The sequence below is a fragment of the Aquihabitans sp. G128 genome, from assembly GCF_019048865.1.
Lineage (GTDB): Bacteria > Actinomycetota > Acidimicrobiia > Acidimicrobiales > Iamiaceae > Aquihabitans.
Map to the genome: position 1 here is coordinate 420830 of NZ_CP077604.1, position 17882 is coordinate 438711.

The window sequence follows — 17882 nt, forward strand, 5'->3', positions numbered from 1 at the left end:
GGGCTCCAAGGGGTGCTGGTGGGGGAGGGCTCAGGCGCCCGGGTGGAGCGACGGCCGGCCCCCAGCATGGCGGCGGGCGGGCCCGCTGCGTCGGGCGGCCGGCTGGGCAAGGATGCGGCGATGGTCGTCGCACCGCTGGGAGCGGGCTCGGTGTCGCTGCGGCTCTACCCGCACGACCTCGCCCCTGCCGAGGTCGCCGCCGAGCTGGCGGCCCAGGCCCGGCTGGCGGAGCAGAGCGGCTTCGACGGCGTGATGACCAGCGAGCACCACGGCGGCTTCCCGAACTACCTGCCCAACCCGCTGCTGGCCGCCACCTGGGCCCTCGCCGCCATGGACGAGGCGTGGGCGGCGCCGTCGCCCATGCTGCTGGTGCTGCGGCCCTCCTCGCAGGTGGTCGAGGACCTGGCCTGGACCGCGCAGCGGTTCCCGGGCCGGGTGGGTGTCGGTTTCGCCACCGGCGCCGTCGAGGCCGACTTCGCGCTGGCCGGCGTGCCGTTCGAGGAGCGCAGCGAGCGCTTCCGCACCGCCCTGTCCGAGGTCGCCGCCGCGCTCGCCGGTCGGGCCGAGGGCACCCTGGCGCGCGACCCGGCGGTGGCGGCGCTGGCCGAGCGCCCGGTCCCGGTGGCCAGCGCGGCCCAGGGGCCGGTGGCCGCCCGCCGGGCGGCGGGCATGGGGGTCGGCCTGCTCTTCGACTCGATCGTCAGCATCGACCGGGCCGCCGAGGTGTCGGCCGCCCACGCCGAGGCCGGGGGAGCGGGGCGCACCCTCATCCGCCGTGCCTGGGTGGGCACCCCGCCGGGCGAGTCGATCCGCACCCAGATGGACCGCTACCGGGCCGCGGCGCCGGCCGCTGCGCAGGCCCACTGGGCCACCGATGGCGGGATGGTGGCGCACGAGGATCCGGGCGAGGTGGCGGCTCGCCTGCACGCGCAGGTGGGCGCCGCCGGCTGCACGGCCCTGAACGTGCGGGTCTTCCAGGCCGGGGTGTCGCCCGAGGCGGCCCGGGAGCAGATCGCCCGCCTCGGCGCCGAGGTGCTGCCGGCCCTGCGCGCCCTCGGCGGGTGGGCCGCCCCGCCGGGCTGAACCGGTCCGCCCGGACGGGACGGTGCGAGGTATCGGAGAAGATGTTCGTCGATCGTGTCGATCCCGGGCGGGGCCGTTCGTGGAGAGGGTGAGGAACGGTCCTCACCCACCAACCCAGGAGCAGGAGCAGACCATGCGCACCCTCATCATCACCGCCTTCACCAGCCTCGACGGCGTCATGCAGGAGCCCGGCGGCGGCGAGTACCGCAACGCCGGCTGGACCTTCAAGGACGTCGAGTTCGTCCCGGAGGCCTACGAGATCAAGGGCCGGGAGCAGGAGGAGACCGCCGCGCTGCTCCTCGGCCGCAAGAGCTACGAGGACTTCGCTCCGGTCTGGCCGACCATGGACGAGTTCGCCGGCTACAACGCCATGCCCCGCTACGTGGTCTCCACCACGCTCGAGTCCGACGACGATCGGTGGCCGGCCACGATCCTGCGCTCGATCGACGACGTCGCAGCGCTCAAGGAGACCGACGGCGGGCCCATCGCCGTGCACGGCAGCGGGCAGTTGGGTGCCGCCCTGGCCGACGCCGGCCTCGTCGACCGCTACCACCTGCTGGTCTTCCCGCTCCTGCTCGGCGCCGGGAAGCGGCTCTTCAGCGAGGCCGACAAGGACGCCACCAAGCTCGAGCTGGTGGAGCACGACGTCTACTCGAACGGCGTCCAGAAGCAGGTCTTCGACGTCCTCCGCTGACCCGTCGGGCCGTCGGGACCTTCGGCCCTGGTGCGGGGATCCCGCACCGGCGACGATGGGCGGGTGACCAGCGCCGAAGCCCGATCCACCGAAGCGGGCACCGACCGGGTCGGGCCCATCCGGGTGTTCCTGCTCGACGACCACGAGATCGTCCGTCGGGGCGTCCGCGAGCTGGTGGAGCTGGAGGGCGACATCACCGTGGTCGGCGAAGCCGGCTCGGTGGCCGAGGCCCTGGCCCGCATCCCCGGGGCCCGGGCCGACGTCGCCGTGCTCGACGTGCAGCTGGCCGACGGGTCCGGCATCGAGGTTTGCCGTGAGGTGCGCTCGTCGCACCCGGAGGTCGCCTGCCTGATGCTCACCTCGTTCAGCGACGACGAGGCCATGCTCGACAGCGTGGTGGCCGGCGCGGCGGGCTACGTGCTGAAGCAGATCCGCGGCAACGAGCTGGTGGCCGGCATCCGGGCGGCGGCGGCCGGCGGTTCGCTGATGGACCCGGCCATGGCCGCCCGGGCCGTGGAACGGCTGCGGCGCGGCCCCGCCGAGGATCCCCGGATCGCTTCGCTCACCGAGCAGGAGCGCAAGGTGCTGCTGCTCCTCTCCGACGGGCTCACCAACCGGGAGATCGGCGAGCGGCTGTTCCTGGCCGAGAAGACGGTCAAGAACTACGTGTCCAACCTGCTCATGAAGATGGGCATGAAGCGCCGCACCGAGGCGGCCGTCTACGCCGCCCGCCACCAGCGGTAGCCCTCGGAGGGCCGTGAGGGGTGCCCGTGTACGGTTCGTCGCGATGAGCTCGGGCTACGCAGGACCGAAGCAGCTGCGCCGGTTGCTCGATGCGGTGATGAGCCTGGGCTCGGACCTGGAGCTCGACGTCGTGCTGCGGCGCCTCACCGAGACCGCGGTCGACCTGGTCGATGCCCGCTACGGCGCCCTCGGCGTGCTCGACCCCACCCGCACCCACCTGTCGGACTTCATCACCGTCGGCATCGACCCCGAGGCCTCGGCCGAGATCGGGGACCTGCCCAAGGGCCACGGCATCCTTGGCTTGCTGATCGCCGATCCCAGGCCGTTGCGGCTGCCGGACCTCAACGAGCACCCCGACAGCTTCGGCTTCCCGCCGCGCCACCCGCCGATGACCTCGTTCCTCGGCGTGCCGGTGGTGGTCGGCGGCACCGCCTACGGGAACCTGTACCTCACCGACAAGCAGAGCGGCGAGGTGTTCACCGACGTCGACGAGGAGCTGGCGGTGGCGCTCGCCGCCGCCGCCGGCACCGCCATCGAGAAGGCCCGACTGCACGCCCGGGTCCGCGAGCTGGATGTGGTCGAGGACCGCGACCGCATCGCCCGCGACCTGCACGACACCGTGATCCAGCGGCTGTTCGCCACCGGGCTCACCCTGCAGGGCGCCGCTCGGCTGGCCGAGCCCCTGCCGGAGGTGGTGGAGCGGATCCAGGCCTGCGTCGACGAGCTCGACGCCGTGGTGCGCCAGGTGCGGTCGTCGATCTTCGAGCTGCACCCGCCGGACGTGGCGGCCACCGGGTTGCGGCGCCGCCTGGTGGAGCTGGGCGGCGAGCTCGCCGATGCCCTCGGGTTCTCGCCGGCGTTCCACTTCGACGGGCCGATCGACTCCGCGGTCGGCGACGACCTCGCCGCCGACGCCGTGGCGGTGGTGGGGGAGGCCCTCGCCAACGTCGCCCGCCACGCGTCGTCGCCGTCCGCCGCCGTCGCGGTCGTGGTGGCCGACGGGGAGCTGGTCCTCACCGTCGACGACGCCGGCGACGGGCCGGGCGATCGTCGCCTCGGTGGCCGCGGCCTGGCCAACATGGGGACCCGGGCCGCGGCCCGGGGCGGCACGTGTGCGGTCACCGCCCGACCCAAGGGCGGCACCCGGGTCCGCTGGAGCTCGCCGGTCAGCTGACCGCCGGCCCGCCGAGGGCGCGGCAGCGCCGAGGTGACGCGGGTCGCAGGGGTTCGGGACCTTCGGCCCTGCCGGGTGGTGGGACGTGGGGCGGACGATGGGCACCGGTCCCATCCCCACCACAGAAGGCTCGACGATGAGCGCTCCCAACCAGACCCTGCTGACCCGGTTCGCCCTGGCGGCGTCGGTGTTCGCCCTCATGATCGCGGCGGTGGCGGTCTCCGGCCGCGGCGACGCCTCCGGCCCCTCCGCCACCGCCGCCGCTGCGCCGGTCGCCATCTCGCTGAGCGAGTTCGCCCTCACGCCGTCGGCGGTGACCGTGCCCAAGGGCGGGTCGCTGGCCGTCACCAACAACGGCTCCATGGTCCACAACCTCTCCGTCGACGGGACCGGGCTGAAGGTGGCGGACCTCGCCGCCGGGGCGTCGTCCACGCTGGACGTCTCGAAGCTGAAGCCCGGCACCTACGCCATCTCGTGCCAGATCGCCGGCCACGAGGATTCCGGGATGAAGGGCACCCTGGTGGTGTCCGACGGCGGCACGGCCAGCGCCACCGAGGCAGCGGCCCAGACCGAGGAGATGGCCGGCATGGACCACTCGAACATGGACGTGTCGACCATGGAGGGCAGCGACCCGGAGGCCAAAGCCATGAACGAGCGGATGGAGAAGGCCATGACCGGCGGGGTCCAGGAGTTCCTCGACTACGCGAAGCGATACGGCGCCGGCACCATCGAGGCCGGCAACGAGAAGCTGGCCCCTACCGTGCTGGCCGACGGCACCAAGCGCTTCGACCTCACCGCCGCCATCACCGACTGGGAGGTCAGCCCCGGCAAGGTCGTCAAGGCCTGGACCTACAACGGTCGGGTGCCGGGGCCGTGGCTGCGGGTGGAGCCGGGCGACAAGGTGGAGGTGCACGTCACGAACGACCTCCCGATCAGCACCGACGTCCACTGGCACGGGGTGAGCGTCCCGAACGCGATGGACGGGGTCGCCCCGATCACGCAGGACTACATCGAGCCCTACAAGTCCTTCACCTACGCCTTCACGGCGCCGGACCACGACGAGCTCGGCATGTACCACGCCCACATGCACGGCCAGGTGGCCATCGTCAACGGCCTGTTCGCCATCTTCCAGGTGGGCGACGTGCCGCTCCCCGAGGGCAAGCACTTCACGACGATGGACGTGCCCAAGGGCGTGAAGGTGGCCCAGGAGATCCCCATGGTGCTCAACGACGCCGGCGTGATCGGCCTGTCGTTGAACGGCAAGGCGTTCCCCGAGACCGCCCCGATCGTGGTGCAGAAGGGCGACTGGGTGCTGATCCACTTCCTCAACGAGGGGCTGCAGGTCCACCCGATGCACCTGCACCGCCAGCCGCAGCTGGTGGTGGCCAAGGACGGGTTCCCGCTCGACTCGCCCTACCAGGCGGACACGATCCTCATCGCCCCCGGCGAGCGCTACAGCGTCCTGGTGCACGCCACCGAGGTGGGCACGTGGGCCTTCCACTGCCACATCGTCAGCCACGCCGAGAGCGACGAGGGCCTGACCGGCATGGTCACCGCCATGATCGTCCAGTAGCGCGGCCGTCGGCGGGAGAGGCGGGCGCCGCACCGGCGTCGCGGCCGAGTGTGACGAAGTGTGAACGCTCGGTGTCGACCGGCCGTCACGGCCCGAACCGGTCGTAGCTTCGGCGCCGTGACCGACACCGCCGCCTCCACCCCGACCGACCTGGCCGCCTTCATCGAGGGCCTGCCGAAGTGCGAGCTCCACGTCCACCTGGAGGGCACGCTCGCCCCCGACCTCAAGCTGGCGCTGGCCCAGCGCAACGGCCTCGACATCGGCCAGACCACGGTCGAGGAGGTCGAGGCCACCTACCAGTTCGACTCCCTCACCAGCTTCCTCGCCGTCTACTACCCGGCCATGGGCGTGCTGGTGACGGCCGAGGACTTCAGCGACCTGGCCTACGCGTACCTGGCGAAGGCGGCGTCGCTGGGCGTCCGCTACGTGGAGATGTTCTTCGACCCCCAGGCCCACACCGGCCGAGGCGTGCCGTTCAGCACGGTCATCCAGGGCTACCGGCAGGGCATCGTGCGGGCCCGGGCCGAGCTGGGCATCTCCGGTGAGCTCATCCTGTGCTTCCTGCGCGACCTGTCGGCGGAGTTCGCCATGGCCACGCTGATGGAGGCGCTGCCCTACAAGGAGTGGATCATCGGGATCGGCCTCGACTCCGACGAGCGGGGCAACCCGCCCAGCAAGTTCGCCGCGGTCTTCGCTCGCGCCCGCCAGGAGGGCTGGCAGCTGACCATGCACTGCGACATCGACCAGGAGGGCAGCATCGAGCACATCCGCCAGGCCCTGCAGGAGATCGGGGTCGACCGGATCGACCACGGCACCAACATCGTCGAGTCGCCCGCCCTGGTGGCCGAGGCCAAGGAGCGGGGCGTCGGCTTCACGTGCTGCCCGGTGTCGAACAGCTTCGTGACGGCCGACATGAAGGCGGACGAGATCGTCTCCCTGCTCCGCGACGGCGTCCGGGTGACGGTGAACTCCGACGACCCCGCCTACTTCGGCGGCTACATGACCGAGAACTACGCCGCCCTCGCCGCCCATGCCGGGCTCGACGCCGGCGAGGTCCTCGCCCTGGCCCGCAACGCCTTCGAGGTGGCCTGGCTCACGCCCCGCGCCCGCGACGGCTACCTGGCCGAGCTCGACGCCTACGCCGCCCGCCACGGCGTCACCGGCTGAGCTCAGCGCAGGCCGGCGAGGAGGAACTCGTCGACGAAGGCGTGGACGCTGGCCGGCTCGGCGAGGTCGACCGACTCGCCGGGGATGGTCACCAGCGAGAGCACGAGGCGCAGCACCCACTCGGCGGCGCGGGCGGTGTCGAGGTCGGCCCGCACCTCGCCGGCGGCCTTGGCCTCGTCGATGAACGGGTGCCAGAACGGGGTCATGCCCGGGACCATGGCCTTGAGGCCGGAGCCGACCGTGGCGGCGAAGGCGTCGGGCTCTTCGTCCTGGAGCCGCAGCAGCAGGGCCCCGGGTTGGTGCTCCACCGCGATCAGCACGGCGGTGGCCACCCGCGCGGCCAGGCCGTCGGCCGCGGCGACCTTGGTGGTGGCGTCGGCCCAGAAGGCTTCGTCGGTGTGGGCGAGGGTGGCCACCACCAGCGCCGCCTTGTCGGGGAAGTGCTTGTAGAGCCCGGCCCTGGAGACGCCGGCCTCGTTGGCGATCTCGACCATGGTCGTGCGGCGGATGCCGTCTCGGCGCAGGCAGGTCTCGGCAGCGGCCAGCAGCCGGTCTCGCGTGCCGACCGGCTCGACCTCGGCGGGGTCGCTCACCGCACGTCGAAGTCGGCCCAGTCGGGCTCCTTCGTCCACGCCCAGTAGTCGACGATGCGCCAGGGGCTCAGGCCGTGGATCTCGCCGTGGGCGTTCTTGAAGAACGAGTGCTTCACCGACGGCTGGGACCACACCAGGGTCTTGATCTCGGCCTGGGACCGGGCGTGCCAGTCGTCGTAGCGCTCCTGGAGCGGTTCCAGGGTTCGGGCGCCCTCGTCGATCAGGTGCTCGAGGCACTGGGAGATGTAGCGCATCTGGCACTCGGAGTGGAAGATCAGGCTGCCGCCGTGGGCCAGGTTGGTGCCCGGCCCGTACATGCAGAACAGGTTCGGGAAGCCGGGCACCGTGATGCCGAGGTAGGCGGCTGGGCGCTCGCCCCACATGGTGCGGAGGTCGACCCCGTCGCGGCCCGTGACGTCCATGGGGAAGAGGAGCTTGGCGGCGTGGAAGCCGGTGGCGTAGACGATCACGTCGCACTCGTGGCGCCCGCCGTCGACGGTGACGATGGCGTCGGCCTCGATGTGGTCGATGCCGGTGCGGACCAGCTCGACGTCGGGGCGGGTGAGGGTGCGCAGCCAGCTGCCGTTGTCCTGCAGCGTGCGCTTGCCGGTGGCCGGGTAGTCGGGCACGACCTTGGCGACCAGGTCGGGGTCCTCGCCCACCTGGCTGGTGATCCAGTCGGTGAACATCTGGCGGGTGAGCTCGTTGACCTCGCTCACCGCGGTCTGCTGGTCGGGGTAGTCGGGGTCGACCCGGGCGGCCTCGAGGCCCTTGTCGCAGCCGGGCCAGAAGATGAGGAACCGGTACCAGCGCCCGTAGAAGGGGAGGTGGCGAAGGGCCCAGCGCACGCCGGGGCCCACGGTCTCGTGGTAGTTCGGGTTCGGGAACATCCATTGGGCGGTGCGCTGGAACACGGTGAGGTGGCCGACCTCCTCGGCGATCGTGGGCGCGATCTGGAAGCCGCTGGCCCCGGCGCCCACCATGGCCACCCGCTTCCCGGCCAGGTCGACGTCGTGGTCCCAGCGCGCCGAGTGGAAGGCCGGCCCGGCGAAGTCGTCCTGGCCGGGGATGTCCGGGGTGTTGGGCCGGTTGAGCTGGCCGACGGCGGAGATGACCGCCCGCGCCACGAGGGTGTCCTCGGTGCCGTCGGCCGCGCGGGTGCGGACCGACCAGGTGGCCGTGGCGTCGTCCCACACCGCGCCGAGCACCTCGGTCTCCCAGCGCACGTGCTGGTCGATGCGGTGCTTCTCCATCACCCCCTGGAAGTAGGCCTGGAGCTCGGGCTGCTGGGCGAAGAACTCGGTCCAGTGGTCGCTGGGCTCGAAGCTGTAGCAGTAGAAGTGGTTGCCCACGTCCACCCGGGCGCCGGGGTAGCTGTTCTCCCACCAGGTGCCGCCCACGCCGGCGTTCTTCTCGACGATGGTGAACGGGATGCCCGCCTCCTGGAGGCGGATGCCGGCCAGCAGGCCCGACTGCCCGCAGCCGATGACCACCACCGGGAACGCCTCGCGTGCCTCGACGTCGGCGGGCGGCGGCAGCTGGCGGGCGTCGGTGCCGTCGAGCTCCATCTCCTCCATGAGCATCGGCACGTACTCGGCCGGCACGTCCTCCACCACCAGCCAGCGCATCATCTCGTGCAGCAGCTCGGCGGAGATGGGCTCGGGCTCCGGGCAGCCGGCGTCGCGGTAGGCGCGGATGCGATCGAGGGCGAGGGCGCGGACCTCGGTCTTGTCCTCCTCGGTCATGTAGCCCTGGACCTCGTTGAGGAACAGGCCGGCGGGCTTCAGGTGGCCGCGGATCAGCTCGGGGTCGCCGGTGAGGTGGACCAGCGAGAGCATGAGGGTGGGGATGCTCACGTCGAGCAGGGCGGCCGCGATCTCGTCGTCGGAGGACGTGAACGGCTCGCCGGCGTGCGGGTTGCGCATGGCTGCTCCCTGGGGTCGTCGGCGCCCTCCGGGCCCCGTCGGCGGGCAGCGTACACAGATCGACGGATCTGTCTACAGTGACCCCCGGCTGCCGTCAGGGGACGCGGCCGGAGGAGGCAGCGGTGCGCCACGTGGTGATCGACGGGCCGGGCAGCGTGCAGGTGCAGGACGCGCCGGACCCGGTGGCCCCAGGGCTCGACGGCGCGGTGGTCGAGGTGGACGCCACCGCGATCTGCGGGTCGGACCTCCACTTCTACGACGGCGACCTGCCCGCCGGAGGCGGCGTGGCCGTGGGCCACGAGTTCCTGGGCACCGTGGTCGAGGTGGGACCGAACGTCGGGCGCTTCCACGTCGGCGACCGGGTGCTCACGGCGTCGGTGGCCGGGTGCGGCCACTGCGACGGCTGCGCCACGGGCGACCCGATCACGTGCGTCGACGGGCCCAAGGTGTTCGGCTCGGGCGCGCTCGGCGGGGGCCAGGCCACCGCGGTGGCGGTGCCCGCCGCCGACTTCCAGCTGCTCGCCATCCCGCCCGGCATCGACGACGAGGCGGCCCTGCTGCTCACCGACAACCTGGCCACCGGCTGGGCCGGCGCCAAGCGGGCCGACATCCCGTTGGGCGGGACGGTCGCCGTGCTGGGCCTGGGCGCCGTCGGCCTGTGCGCCGTGCGGGCCGCGCTGCAGCTGGGTGCCGGGCGGGTGCTGGCGGTCGACCCGGTGGCCGGGCGTCGAGCCCGCGCCGAGTCCTTCGGCGCCGAGCCCGTCGAGGGCCCGACGGTGGCCGCCGTGCTGGAGGCCACCGGCGGCCGGGGCGCCGACTCGGTGATCGATGCGGTGGCGCTCGACGCCACGCTCACCGACGCCCTCTCGTGCGTGCGGCCGGGTGGCACGGTCTCGGTCATCGGCGTGCACGGGCTCGACCCGTACCCGTTGCCCATCCTCATGGCCCTGCTCCGCAGCACCACGCTGCGCATGACCACCGCCCCGGTCCACCAGACGTGGCGGGAGCTGGTGCCGCTGGTGGCCGCCGGCCGCCTGCGCACCGACGGGATCTTCACCCACCGCTACGCCCTGGAGGACGCCGCCGAGGCCTACGCCGCGGTGGCGGCCCGCACGGCTGACTGCGTCAAGGTCATCCTGCAGCCGTGACCGAGGCGGCGGCGCTGCGGGTGCTCGACACCACGAGCGGCATCGCCGGCGCCTACGCCGCGCTGCTCCTGGTGCACGCCGGCGCCGACGTCGTGCGGGTCGAGCCGAGCGGTGGCGACCCGCTGCGCCGCTGGGCCCAGGCCGACGTGCCCGAGACCGAGGCCGGGGCGCTCCACGAGTACCTGCGCCAGGGGCAGCGGGCCATCGGCGTCGACGGCGACCCGTTCGGCGCCGGCGTGCTCGACGGCGTCGACGTGCTGCTGGCCTCGCCGGCGCCGGCCGACGACGCCGCGCTCCGAGCGGCGGTGGCCCGCGACCCGGGCCTGGTCGCCGTGGCCTTCACCCCGTACGGGCTCGACGGTCCCTACCGGGACCGCCCGGCCACCGACCTCACCCTGCAGGCCGACAGCGGCGCCCTGGCCATCCGCGGCCACGCGAGCCGCCGGCCCTTCCAGATGGGCGGCCGCACGACCGAGTGGCTGGCCGGCGCCTACGCCGCGGCCGGTGCGCTGGCGTTCGTCGAAGGACGGCACCGCGGCAGGGGCGGTGCCCTGCTGGACCTGTCGCTGGCCGAGGTGGCCAACATCGGTGGCGCCAACTTCATGGACGTCTTCCACGCCGTGCAGTCGGGTCCCGGGACCGAGCCGCAGGGACCGCCGCGCACGCTGGAGACGCCGTCGATCGAGCGCACGGCCGACGGGTGGGTGGGCTTCAACACCAACGCCCCCCACCAGATCACCGCCTTCCTCCGCATGATCGGCCGGGACGACCTGGCCGACAGCGGCGAGCTGACCATGGCCGCCCAGCGGGTGGCCCGCATCGACGAGTGGCAGGCCCTGGTGACGGCCTGGACCAGCCAGCGGACGACCGCCGAGGTGGTGGCGCTGGCGGTGGCCCACAAGGTCCCGGTGGCGCCGGTGTGCGACGGGCGGTCGGTGGCCCAGCTCGACACGGTGGTGGACCGGGGCAGCCTGGTCGACGCGCCCAGCGGCCGCTTTCGCATGCCGGGCCGCCCCTGGCGCATCGACGGCCAGGTCGGGCCGGCCCCTCGCCCGGCCCCGTCGCCGCCCGCCGCGCCGGTCGCCTCGCCCACCTGGCCCGGTGGGCGCACGGCGTGGCCGCCGCCGCCCGCCGAGGCCGATGCCGCGCCGGGCCGGCCGCTCGCCGGCCTGCGCGTGCTCGACCTGACCACCTGGTGGGCCGGGCCGATGTCGTCGGGCCTGCTCGCCGCGCTGGGCGCCGACGTCGTCCACCTCGAGGCCCCGGCCCGCATGGACGGGGCCCGCATGGTGGGGGCGTCGTTCTTCGACCGTCCCTCCTGGTGGGAGCTCAGCCCCTTCTTCCTGACCGTCAACGCCGGCAAGCGCAGCCTGGCGCTGGACCTCGAAGCCGATGCCGGGCGGGCGCTGGCCCTGCGCCTGGTGGCCGAGGCCGACGTGCTCATCGAGAACGCCACGCCACGGGTGCTCCCGAAGCTGGGCCTCGGCGGCGACGCCGTGCACGCCGCCAACCCCCGCACGATCGTGGTCCGCATGCCCGCCTTCGGCCTCGACGGGCCGTGGAGCGAGCGGCCCGGGTTCGCCCAGACCATCGAGCAGGCGTCCGGCCTGGCGTGGATGACCGGCGAGCACGACGACCAACCCCGGATCCAGCGGGGCCCCTGCGACCCGAACGGTGGCCTCCACGCCGCCATCGGCCTGCTGGTCGCCCTGCGAGAGCGGGAGCGCACAGGGGAGGGGAGCGTGGTGGAGGCGGCCATGTTCGACGCCGCCCTCGCCGTGGCCGCCGAGCCGATCATCGAGTGGAGCGCCTACGGCAACCTCACCGCGCGCGACGGGAACCGCTCGCCGTGGGCCGCACCCCAGGGCCTCTATGCCTGCGCCGGTCCGGACCGGTGGCTGGCTGCGTCCGTCGACACCGACGAGCGCTGGCTCGCCCTCTGCCGCGCCATCGACCGGCCCGACCTGGCGGCCGACCCGTCGCTGGCCGACCTCGCCGGCCGCCGTGCCCAGCACGACCGCCTCGACGACGCGCTCGGGACCTGGGCGGCCGGACGGGACCTGGACGAGGCGGTCGGGCTGCTCGTGGCGGCTGCGGTGCCCGCCGCACCGGCGCGCGACCCGCGAGCCACCGCCGCCCACCCCCAGTTCCGGGCTCGCGGCTTCCACGAGCCCGTCGACCACCCCGTGGCCGGCGTGCTCCCGACGCCGTCGCTGCCGTTCCGGGTGGCCGGGGTCGAGCGCTGGCTGCGCACGCCGGCGCCCACCTTCGGCCAGCACAACCGGGAGGTGCTGGCCGAGCTGGCCGGCGCCTCCGACGACGAGCTCGCCGCGCTCGCCGAGCAGCACCTGATCGCCGACCGCCCCACCGGGCTCTGAGAGGACACGCCGTGACCGACCTGTTCGACCGCTTCGCCGTCATCGACGTCGACACCCACCTGACCGAGCCCGCCGACGTGTGGACGGCGCGGGTGCCGGCCGCCCTGCACGACCGCGTCCCGCACATCGAGCGCATCGACGGCCAGGACGTGTGGGTGGCCGACGGCAACCGGCTCGGCGCGCCCGGCTTCTACTCCATGGCCGGCTGGGACGGGGTGCTGCCCCTCTCGATCCCGGACACCTACGACGACATCGCCCCGTCGATGTACGACCCGTCCGCCCGGGTGGCGCTGCTCGACGAGGAGGGCATCGCCGCCCAGGTGCTGTACCCGAACGTCGGCGGCTTCGGGAACGGCTACTTCCTGCGCCTCGGCGACCGCGAGCTGGTGCGCTCCTGCGTGCGGGCCTACAACGACTTCCTCACCGACTGGTGCTCGGTGGCGCCCGACCGCCTGGTGGCGGTCACGGCGCTGCCCTTCTGGGACGTCGACGAGGCGGTGGCCGAGTTGCACCGGTGCGTGGCCGCCGGCCACCGGGCGGTGAACTTCTGCAACCAGCCCCAGGACTACGGCGAGCCGCCCCTGGCCCACGTCCACTGGGACCCCATCTGGGCGGCGGCGCAGGAGGCCGGGGTGTCGGTCAGCTTCCACGTGGGCGGCGGGTCGATGGGCACCCAGTTCGACGACACCGCGGGCATGGGGTGGATGACCAACTTCGCCAAGGTCTCGTCACTGATCTTCCTCGACAACATCCGCTGCGTGACCGACCTCGTCTTCGGTGGCGTCTGCCACCGCTTCCCGGAGCTGAAGCTGGTCTCGGTGGAGTCCGGCGTGGGCTGGATCCCGGGGATGCTCGAGACGTGCGACTGGCAGTGGCGCAACGGCGGCGTGCTCGACGAGCACCCCGAGTACGACCTGCTGCCCAGCGAGTACTTCGAGCGCCAGGTGTACGGCTGCTTCTGGTTCGAGCGGGGCTCGGCGCTGGAGGCCATCAGCCGGTTCCCCGACAACATCCTCTTCGAGACCGACTACCCCCACCCCACCTGCCAGCACCCCGGCCCCCGCACGCCGGCCCAGCGGCCGCGCGACTACGCCAGCGAGCTGTTCGCCGGCCTGCCCGACGAGACGGTGGCCAAGGTGCTGCACGACAACGCCGCCCGCGTCTACGGCCTGGCCTGATGGGCGACGCGACGGGCCTGGTGGCTCCCGAGCTCGGCTCGCCCCACCTGGTGGCCGAGGTGCGGGGCCGCGTCCTGCACCTGCGCATCGACCGGGTGGAGCGCCGCAACGCCTTCACCCAGGACATGTACCGCGGCATCAAGCGGGCGGCGGTCTGGGCCGACGAGCAGCGCGAGCTCGACGCGGTGTGCCTCACCGGCACCGACCGCTGGTTCGGCGCCGGCGGCGACATGTCCGGCGCGTCGTCAGACCCGGAGGGCCTGGCGGCGGAGTGGGACCCCACCGACCAGTTCCCGTTCCGCCACCTCGAACGCTGCTCGAAGCTGTGGGTGGCCCGCATCAACGGCCTGTGCCACGCCGGAGGCCTGGTCCTGGCGCTGCACTGCGACGTGACCATCGCCTCGGACCAGGCCCGGTTCCGGGCGCCGGAGCTGCTGCGGGGCATCCCCGACCCGTTCCTCACGGCCCGGCTCGCCGCCATGGTCGGCGTGGCCCGCGCCCGATCGCTGCTGTTCACCGCCCGAGAGGTCTCCGCCGCCGAGGCCGGGGCCATGGGCCTGGTGGGCCAGGTGGTCGCGCACGACGACCTCGACGCCGCCACCGAGGACGCCCTCGCCGCCATCGCCCGCACCGGCCCGGCCGCCCGCGCCGCGGTGAAGCGGGACCTGAACGCCCGGCTGCCGCTGGCCGACGTCGGCCTGTTCTTCCACGCCATCCGCTCCGCCGAGATGGTCGAGGGCATGACCGCCTTCATCGAGAAGCGCGAGCCGGACTGGCCGCGCGGCTGAAGGGCGGTTGACACGACGCCCCGTCCGTGACCGACTGGACCGTCGTCCAGCTGCCACGCCGACCGTCGTGGCCGATCCAGGGGGTCTCCATGTCCAACGTCCCGGCCGAGCCGCGCACCGCCATCCCGGAGGCTGCGGCCACCGACCTGACCCGGCGGTTCGCCGTCGACGGCGTGGAGCTGGCCTGGGACCGTTGGGGCGCCGGCAGCGGCACCGAGCTGGTGCTGTGCCACGGCTACTCCGGCACGGCCCACGACTTCGCCCTGCACGTCGAGCGCCTGGCGGCCGACCGGCCCGTGCTGGCCCTCGACCACCGGGGCCACGGCCGCTCCACCAAGCTGGGCCGGGCCGATGGCTACGCCATCGACCGCCTGGCAGCGGACCTCGTCGCCTTCGTCGAAGCCACGGCCTCCGGACCGGTCGACCTGCTCGGCCACTCCATGGGCGGGCGCATCGCCCTGCTCGCCACGCTGGCCCGCCCGGACCTGGTGCGGTCGCTGGTGCTGATGGACACCAGCCCCTGGTCGTTCCGGGCCGAGGACGCCGGCATCGCCGCGCTGGTCGACGCCTTCCTCGCCGCCTTCGACCCGACGCAGGGCCTGCCCGACCCCACGCTCATGGCCGGACCGGAGGACGCGCTGATCGCCGACACGACGCCCGCCTGGTGGCAAGCGCGCAAGGTCGAGCTCTGGGGCACCTTCGATCCCTACGCCCTGAAGGCCCTCGGCGAGGAGCTGTTCCGGGCCGACGCGCCCTCGCTGCGCGACCGCCTCGGCGAGCTGGCGCTGCCGGTCACGGTGCTGGTGGGGGCTCAGGACCACCCCTACGTCGACCAGGCCCCGGCGGTGGCGGCCGAGGTGCCCGACGGCGAGCTGGTGGTGGTCGAGGGGGCCTTCCACTCGCCGCAGCTGACCCACCAGCAGGCCTGGGCCGACGCCGTCGACGCCCACCTCGCCCGCGCTGCCGGTGCCGGCCTCGCCCCGTGACCGCCTCCTCCGACCTCCCACCCGCCGGCCCCGGCCGCGTCGACGCCGTCCTCGCCCTGCTCACGCTGGACGAGAAGGCCTCCCTCACCGCAGGCGACGACGTGTGGCACCTCCCGGGCATCGAGCGGCTGGGCATCGGTCGGCTGAAGGTGTCCGATGGGCCCTCGGGCGCTCGCGGTGAACGCATCGGCACCAGGCGCTCGATGGCGTTCCCGTGCGGCACGGCCATGGGCGCCACCTGGGACGTCGAGCTCATCGGCCGGCTCGGCGTGGCGCTGGGCCAGGAGGCCGCCGACAAGGGCGCCCACGTGCTGCTGGGCCCGACCGTGTGCATCCCCAGGACGCCGCTCGGCGGGCGCACCTTCGAGTCCTTCGCGGAGGACCCCTGGCTGAGCGCTCGGCTGGCGGTGGCCTACGTCCGGGGCGTGCAGGGCACCGGGGTCGGGTGCTGCGTGAAGCACTTCGCCTGCAACGACCAGGAGCACGAGCGCATGACCATCAGCGTCCAGGTCGACGAGCGCACCTTGCGCGAGGTGCACCTGCCCTCGTTCGAGGCGGCGGTCACCGAGGCCGGTGCGTGGTCGGTGATGTCGGCCTACAACCGGGTCGACGGCGAGTTCAGCGGCGAGCACCGCCACCTGCTCGGTGAGGTGCTGAAGGGGGAGTGGGGCTTCGACGGGGTGGTGGTCTCCGACTGGGGCGGCACCCACTCCACGGTGGCCGCCGCCCTCGCCGGGCTGGACGTGGAGATGCCCGGACGGGCCGACCACCTCGGACCCCACCTGGCTGCGGCGGTGCGCGCCGGTGACGTGTCCGATGCGGTGCTCGACGACCACGCCCGCCGCATCCTGCGGCTGCTCGACCGGGCCGGCGTGCTGGACCAGGCGCCCTCGAACGAGGAGCACGAGCACGACGACGAGGGTCGCCGGCGCACGGCGCGGGCGGTCGCGGTCGCCGGCACGGTGCTCTTGCGCAACGACGGCGTGCTCCCGCTCGACCCGACCGCTGCGCTCCGGGTGGCCGTGATCGGTCCCAACGCCGACCGGCTCGAGGCCGGTGGTGGGGGCAGCTCGGCGGTCGTCCCGCACCGCACCCCGTCGCTGGTGGACGAGCTCCGCGATCGCCTGCCCGCCGCCGAGCTGGCCTTCGAACGGGGGTGCCGCATCGACCGGGGCGTCCCGACGATCGAGCCGTGGGCCCTCGACGACGGCTTCGTGGTGACGTACTTCGCCGACCCAGCGTTCGGTGGCGAGCCGGTCCTGGTGGAGACGGCGGGCCGGGGCCAGCTGGTGCTGCTCGGTGCCGCGCCCGCCGGCCTGGCCCTCGACGCCTTCTCGGCGCGGGCCACCGGCACGTTCCGACCCGACGTGAGCGGGCCCTGGCGCCTCGGCGTGGCCAACGCCGGCGCCGCCCGGCTGCTGCTCGACGGCGAGGTGGTGGTCGACAACACCGAGCCCACCCCGGGCGGGTTCTTCTTCGGCCTCGGCAGCCGCACGGTGGACGCCACCGTCGAGCTGGAGGCCGGGCGGGCCTACGAGCTCACCGTCGACCTGTGGGGCCTCGAAGGCCTGCCGCTCGCCGGCTTCCAGGTCGGCGCCGGCCGCCCCCCGGTGGCCGACGAGCTGGACCGCGCCGTCGCCGCCGCCGAGGCGGCCGACGTGGCCGTGGTGGTGGTCGGCTCCAACGGCCAGTGGGAGACCGAGGGGCGCGACCGGCGGGACCTGCACCTGGTGGGCGACCAGGACGAGCTGGTGCGCCGGGTGGCCGAGGCCAACCCGCGCACGGTGGTCGTCGTCAACGCCGGTGCCCCGGTGGACCTGGCCTGCGCCGAGGCCGCCGCTGCGGTCCTCGTGGTCTGGTACCCGGGGGAGGAGGGCGCCCCGGCGCTCGCCGACGTGGTGGCCGGCCTTGCCGACCCCGGCGGCCGCCTGCCGCTGACCTTCCCGGCCCGCATCGAGGACGGCGCCGCCCACGGCCGCTACCCCGGGGCGGGTGGGCAGGTCACCTACGCCGAGGGTGTGTTCATCGGGCACCGCCACCTCGACGCCCACGGCATCGAGCCGGCCTTCGCCTTCGGCCACGGCCTCTCGTATGCCGCGTTCGACCTGGGCCGACCCGAGGTGGTGGTGGCAGGCGACGGCCGTTCCGCCACCACGACGACGACGGTCACGAACGTCGGCTCCCGTGCGGGCACCGAGGTCGTGCAGCTCTACGTGGGGGCCGTGGCGCCCTCGGTGCCGCGCCCGCCGCTGGCGCTGGCGGCGTTCGCCAAGGTGGCGCTCGGGCCCGGCGAGTCGACCGAGGTGGTGCTCGAGGTGGGCGAGCGGGCCTTCTCGATCTGGGACGTGGAGCAGGCCGGGTGGCGGCTCGAACCGGGTGCGTACGACCTGGCGCTCGGCCGCTCGTCGCGCGACCTGCCCCACCGCACCCAGATCGAGCTGCGGGCCTAGG

14 protein-coding genes are annotated in these 17882 nt (G+C 73.8%); 12 read left to right on the forward strand and 2 right to left on the reverse strand.

The features are described from left to right. Positions 1-120 precede the first annotated feature (120 nt). From KSP35_RS01940 to add, 6 genes are all read left to right on the forward strand, one after another. Positions 121-1083 (forward strand): LLM class flavin-dependent oxidoreductase, encoded by a 963-nt coding sequence (locus tag KSP35_RS01940; protein ID WP_216998566.1) that lies wholly within the window; start codon positions 121-123, stop codon positions 1081-1083. A 133-nt stretch (positions 1084-1216) separates the two neighbouring features. Next, the gene (locus KSP35_RS01945; RefSeq protein WP_216998567.1) at positions 1217-1777 is read left to right on the forward strand and encodes a dihydrofolate reductase family protein; all 561 of its coding nucleotides are present in this window, start codon (positions 1217-1219) and stop codon (positions 1775-1777) included. Between the two features lie 63 nt (positions 1778-1840). Next, a complete protein-coding gene (locus tag KSP35_RS01950) occupies positions 1841-2521 on the forward strand; it encodes a response regulator transcription factor (RefSeq protein WP_305853095.1) in 681 nt (226 codons plus the stop codon). Positions 2522-2564: 43 nt separating this feature from the next. Continuing rightward, positions 2565-3695 (forward strand): GAF domain-containing protein, encoded by a 1131-nt coding sequence (locus KSP35_RS01955; protein WP_216998568.1) that lies wholly within the window; start codon positions 2565-2567, stop codon positions 3693-3695. 136 nt (positions 3696-3831) lie between these two features. Then, the gene (locus KSP35_RS01960; protein WP_216998569.1) at positions 3832-5268 is read left to right on the forward strand and encodes a multicopper oxidase domain-containing protein; all 1437 of its coding nucleotides are present in this window, start codon (positions 3832-3834) and stop codon (positions 5266-5268) included. A gap of 117 nt (positions 5269-5385) precedes the next feature. Next, entirely contained in the window at positions 5386-6435 is a 1050-nt protein-coding gene (gene add, locus KSP35_RS01965; protein WP_216998570.1) for an adenosine deaminase, read from the forward strand. Positions 6436-6437: 2 nt separating this feature from the next. Here the strand turns inward: add and KSP35_RS01970 are convergent, their stop codons facing one another. Both KSP35_RS01970 and KSP35_RS01975 read right to left on the reverse strand, forming a co-directional pair. Then, complete coding sequence (locus KSP35_RS01970; RefSeq protein ID WP_216998571.1) at positions 6438-7028, reverse strand: TetR/AcrR family transcriptional regulator; 591 nt, start codon at positions 7026-7028, stop codon at positions 6438-6440. Beyond that, positions 7025-8953: an NAD(P)/FAD-dependent oxidoreductase gene (locus KSP35_RS01975; RefSeq protein WP_216998572.1), complete on the reverse strand. Its 1929-nt coding sequence runs from the start codon at positions 8951-8953 to the stop codon at positions 7025-7027. Before KSP35_RS01975 ends, KSP35_RS01970 begins: the two co-directional genes overlap by 4 nt. Positions 8954-9075: 122 nt before the next feature. Here KSP35_RS01975 and KSP35_RS01980 point away from each other — a divergent pair, with 122 nt between their 5' ends. The 6 genes from KSP35_RS01980 (at position 9076) to KSP35_RS02005 (ending at position 17881) form a co-directional block, all read left to right on the forward strand. Then, the gene (locus tag KSP35_RS01980; protein WP_216998573.1) at positions 9076-10101 is read left to right on the forward strand and encodes a zinc-binding dehydrogenase; all 1026 of its coding nucleotides are present in this window, start codon (positions 9076-9078) and stop codon (positions 10099-10101) included. Further along, entirely contained in the window at positions 10098-12479 is a 2382-nt protein-coding gene (locus tag KSP35_RS01985; protein ID WP_216998574.1) for a CoA transferase, read from the forward strand. The genes KSP35_RS01980 and KSP35_RS01985 overlap by 4 nt, the downstream gene beginning before the upstream one ends. An 11-nt stretch (positions 12480-12490) precedes the next feature. Further along, on the forward strand, positions 12491-13657 hold the full coding sequence (locus KSP35_RS01990; protein WP_216998575.1) for an amidohydrolase family protein: 1167 nt from the start codon (positions 12491-12493) through the stop codon (positions 13655-13657). Beyond that, positions 13657-14445: an enoyl-CoA hydratase/isomerase family protein gene (locus tag KSP35_RS01995; protein WP_216998576.1), complete on the forward strand. Its 789-nt coding sequence runs from the start codon at positions 13657-13659 to the stop codon at positions 14443-14445. Before KSP35_RS01990 ends, KSP35_RS01995 begins: the two co-directional genes overlap by 1 nt. Before the next feature lie 89 nt (positions 14446-14534). Beyond that, on the forward strand, positions 14535-15431 hold the full coding sequence (locus KSP35_RS02000; RefSeq protein ID WP_216998577.1) for an alpha/beta fold hydrolase: 897 nt from the start codon (positions 14535-14537) through the stop codon (positions 15429-15431). After that, on the forward strand, positions 15428-17881 hold the full coding sequence (locus tag KSP35_RS02005) for a glycoside hydrolase family 3 C-terminal domain-containing protein (RefSeq protein ID WP_216998578.1): 2454 nt from the start codon (positions 15428-15430) through the stop codon (positions 17879-17881). Before KSP35_RS02000 ends, KSP35_RS02005 begins: the two co-directional genes overlap by 4 nt. The last annotated feature ends 1 nt before the right edge of the window (position 17882 follow it).

What these genes read in the sequence shown, in the direction of transcription:
- KSP35_RS01960 (WP_216998569.1), top strand. Translation starts at nt 3,832, where the DNA reads ATGAGCGCTCCCAACCAGACCCTGCTGACCCGGTTCGCCCTGGCGGCG.
- KSP35_RS01995 (WP_216998576.1), top strand. Translation starts at nt 13,657, where the DNA reads ATGGGCGACGCGACGGGCCTGGTGGCTCCCGAGCTCGGCTCGCCCCAC.
- KSP35_RS01945 (WP_216998567.1), top strand. Translation starts at nt 1,217, where the DNA reads ATGCGCACCCTCATCATCACCGCCTTCACCAGCCTCGACGGCGTCATG.
- KSP35_RS01940 (WP_216998566.1), top strand. Translation starts at nt 121, where the DNA reads ATGGTCGTCGCACCGCTGGGAGCGGGCTCGGTGTCGCTGCGGCTCTAC.
- KSP35_RS02000 (WP_216998577.1), top strand. Translation starts at nt 14,535, where the DNA reads ATGTCCAACGTCCCGGCCGAGCCGCGCACCGCCATCCCGGAGGCTGCG.
- KSP35_RS01955 (WP_216998568.1), top strand. Translation starts at nt 2,565, where the DNA reads ATGAGCTCGGGCTACGCAGGACCGAAGCAGCTGCGCCGGTTGCTCGAT.
- KSP35_RS01975 (WP_216998572.1), bottom strand. Translation starts at nt 8,953, where the DNA reads ATGCGCAACCCGCACGCCGGCGAGCCGTTCACGTCCTCCGACGACGAG.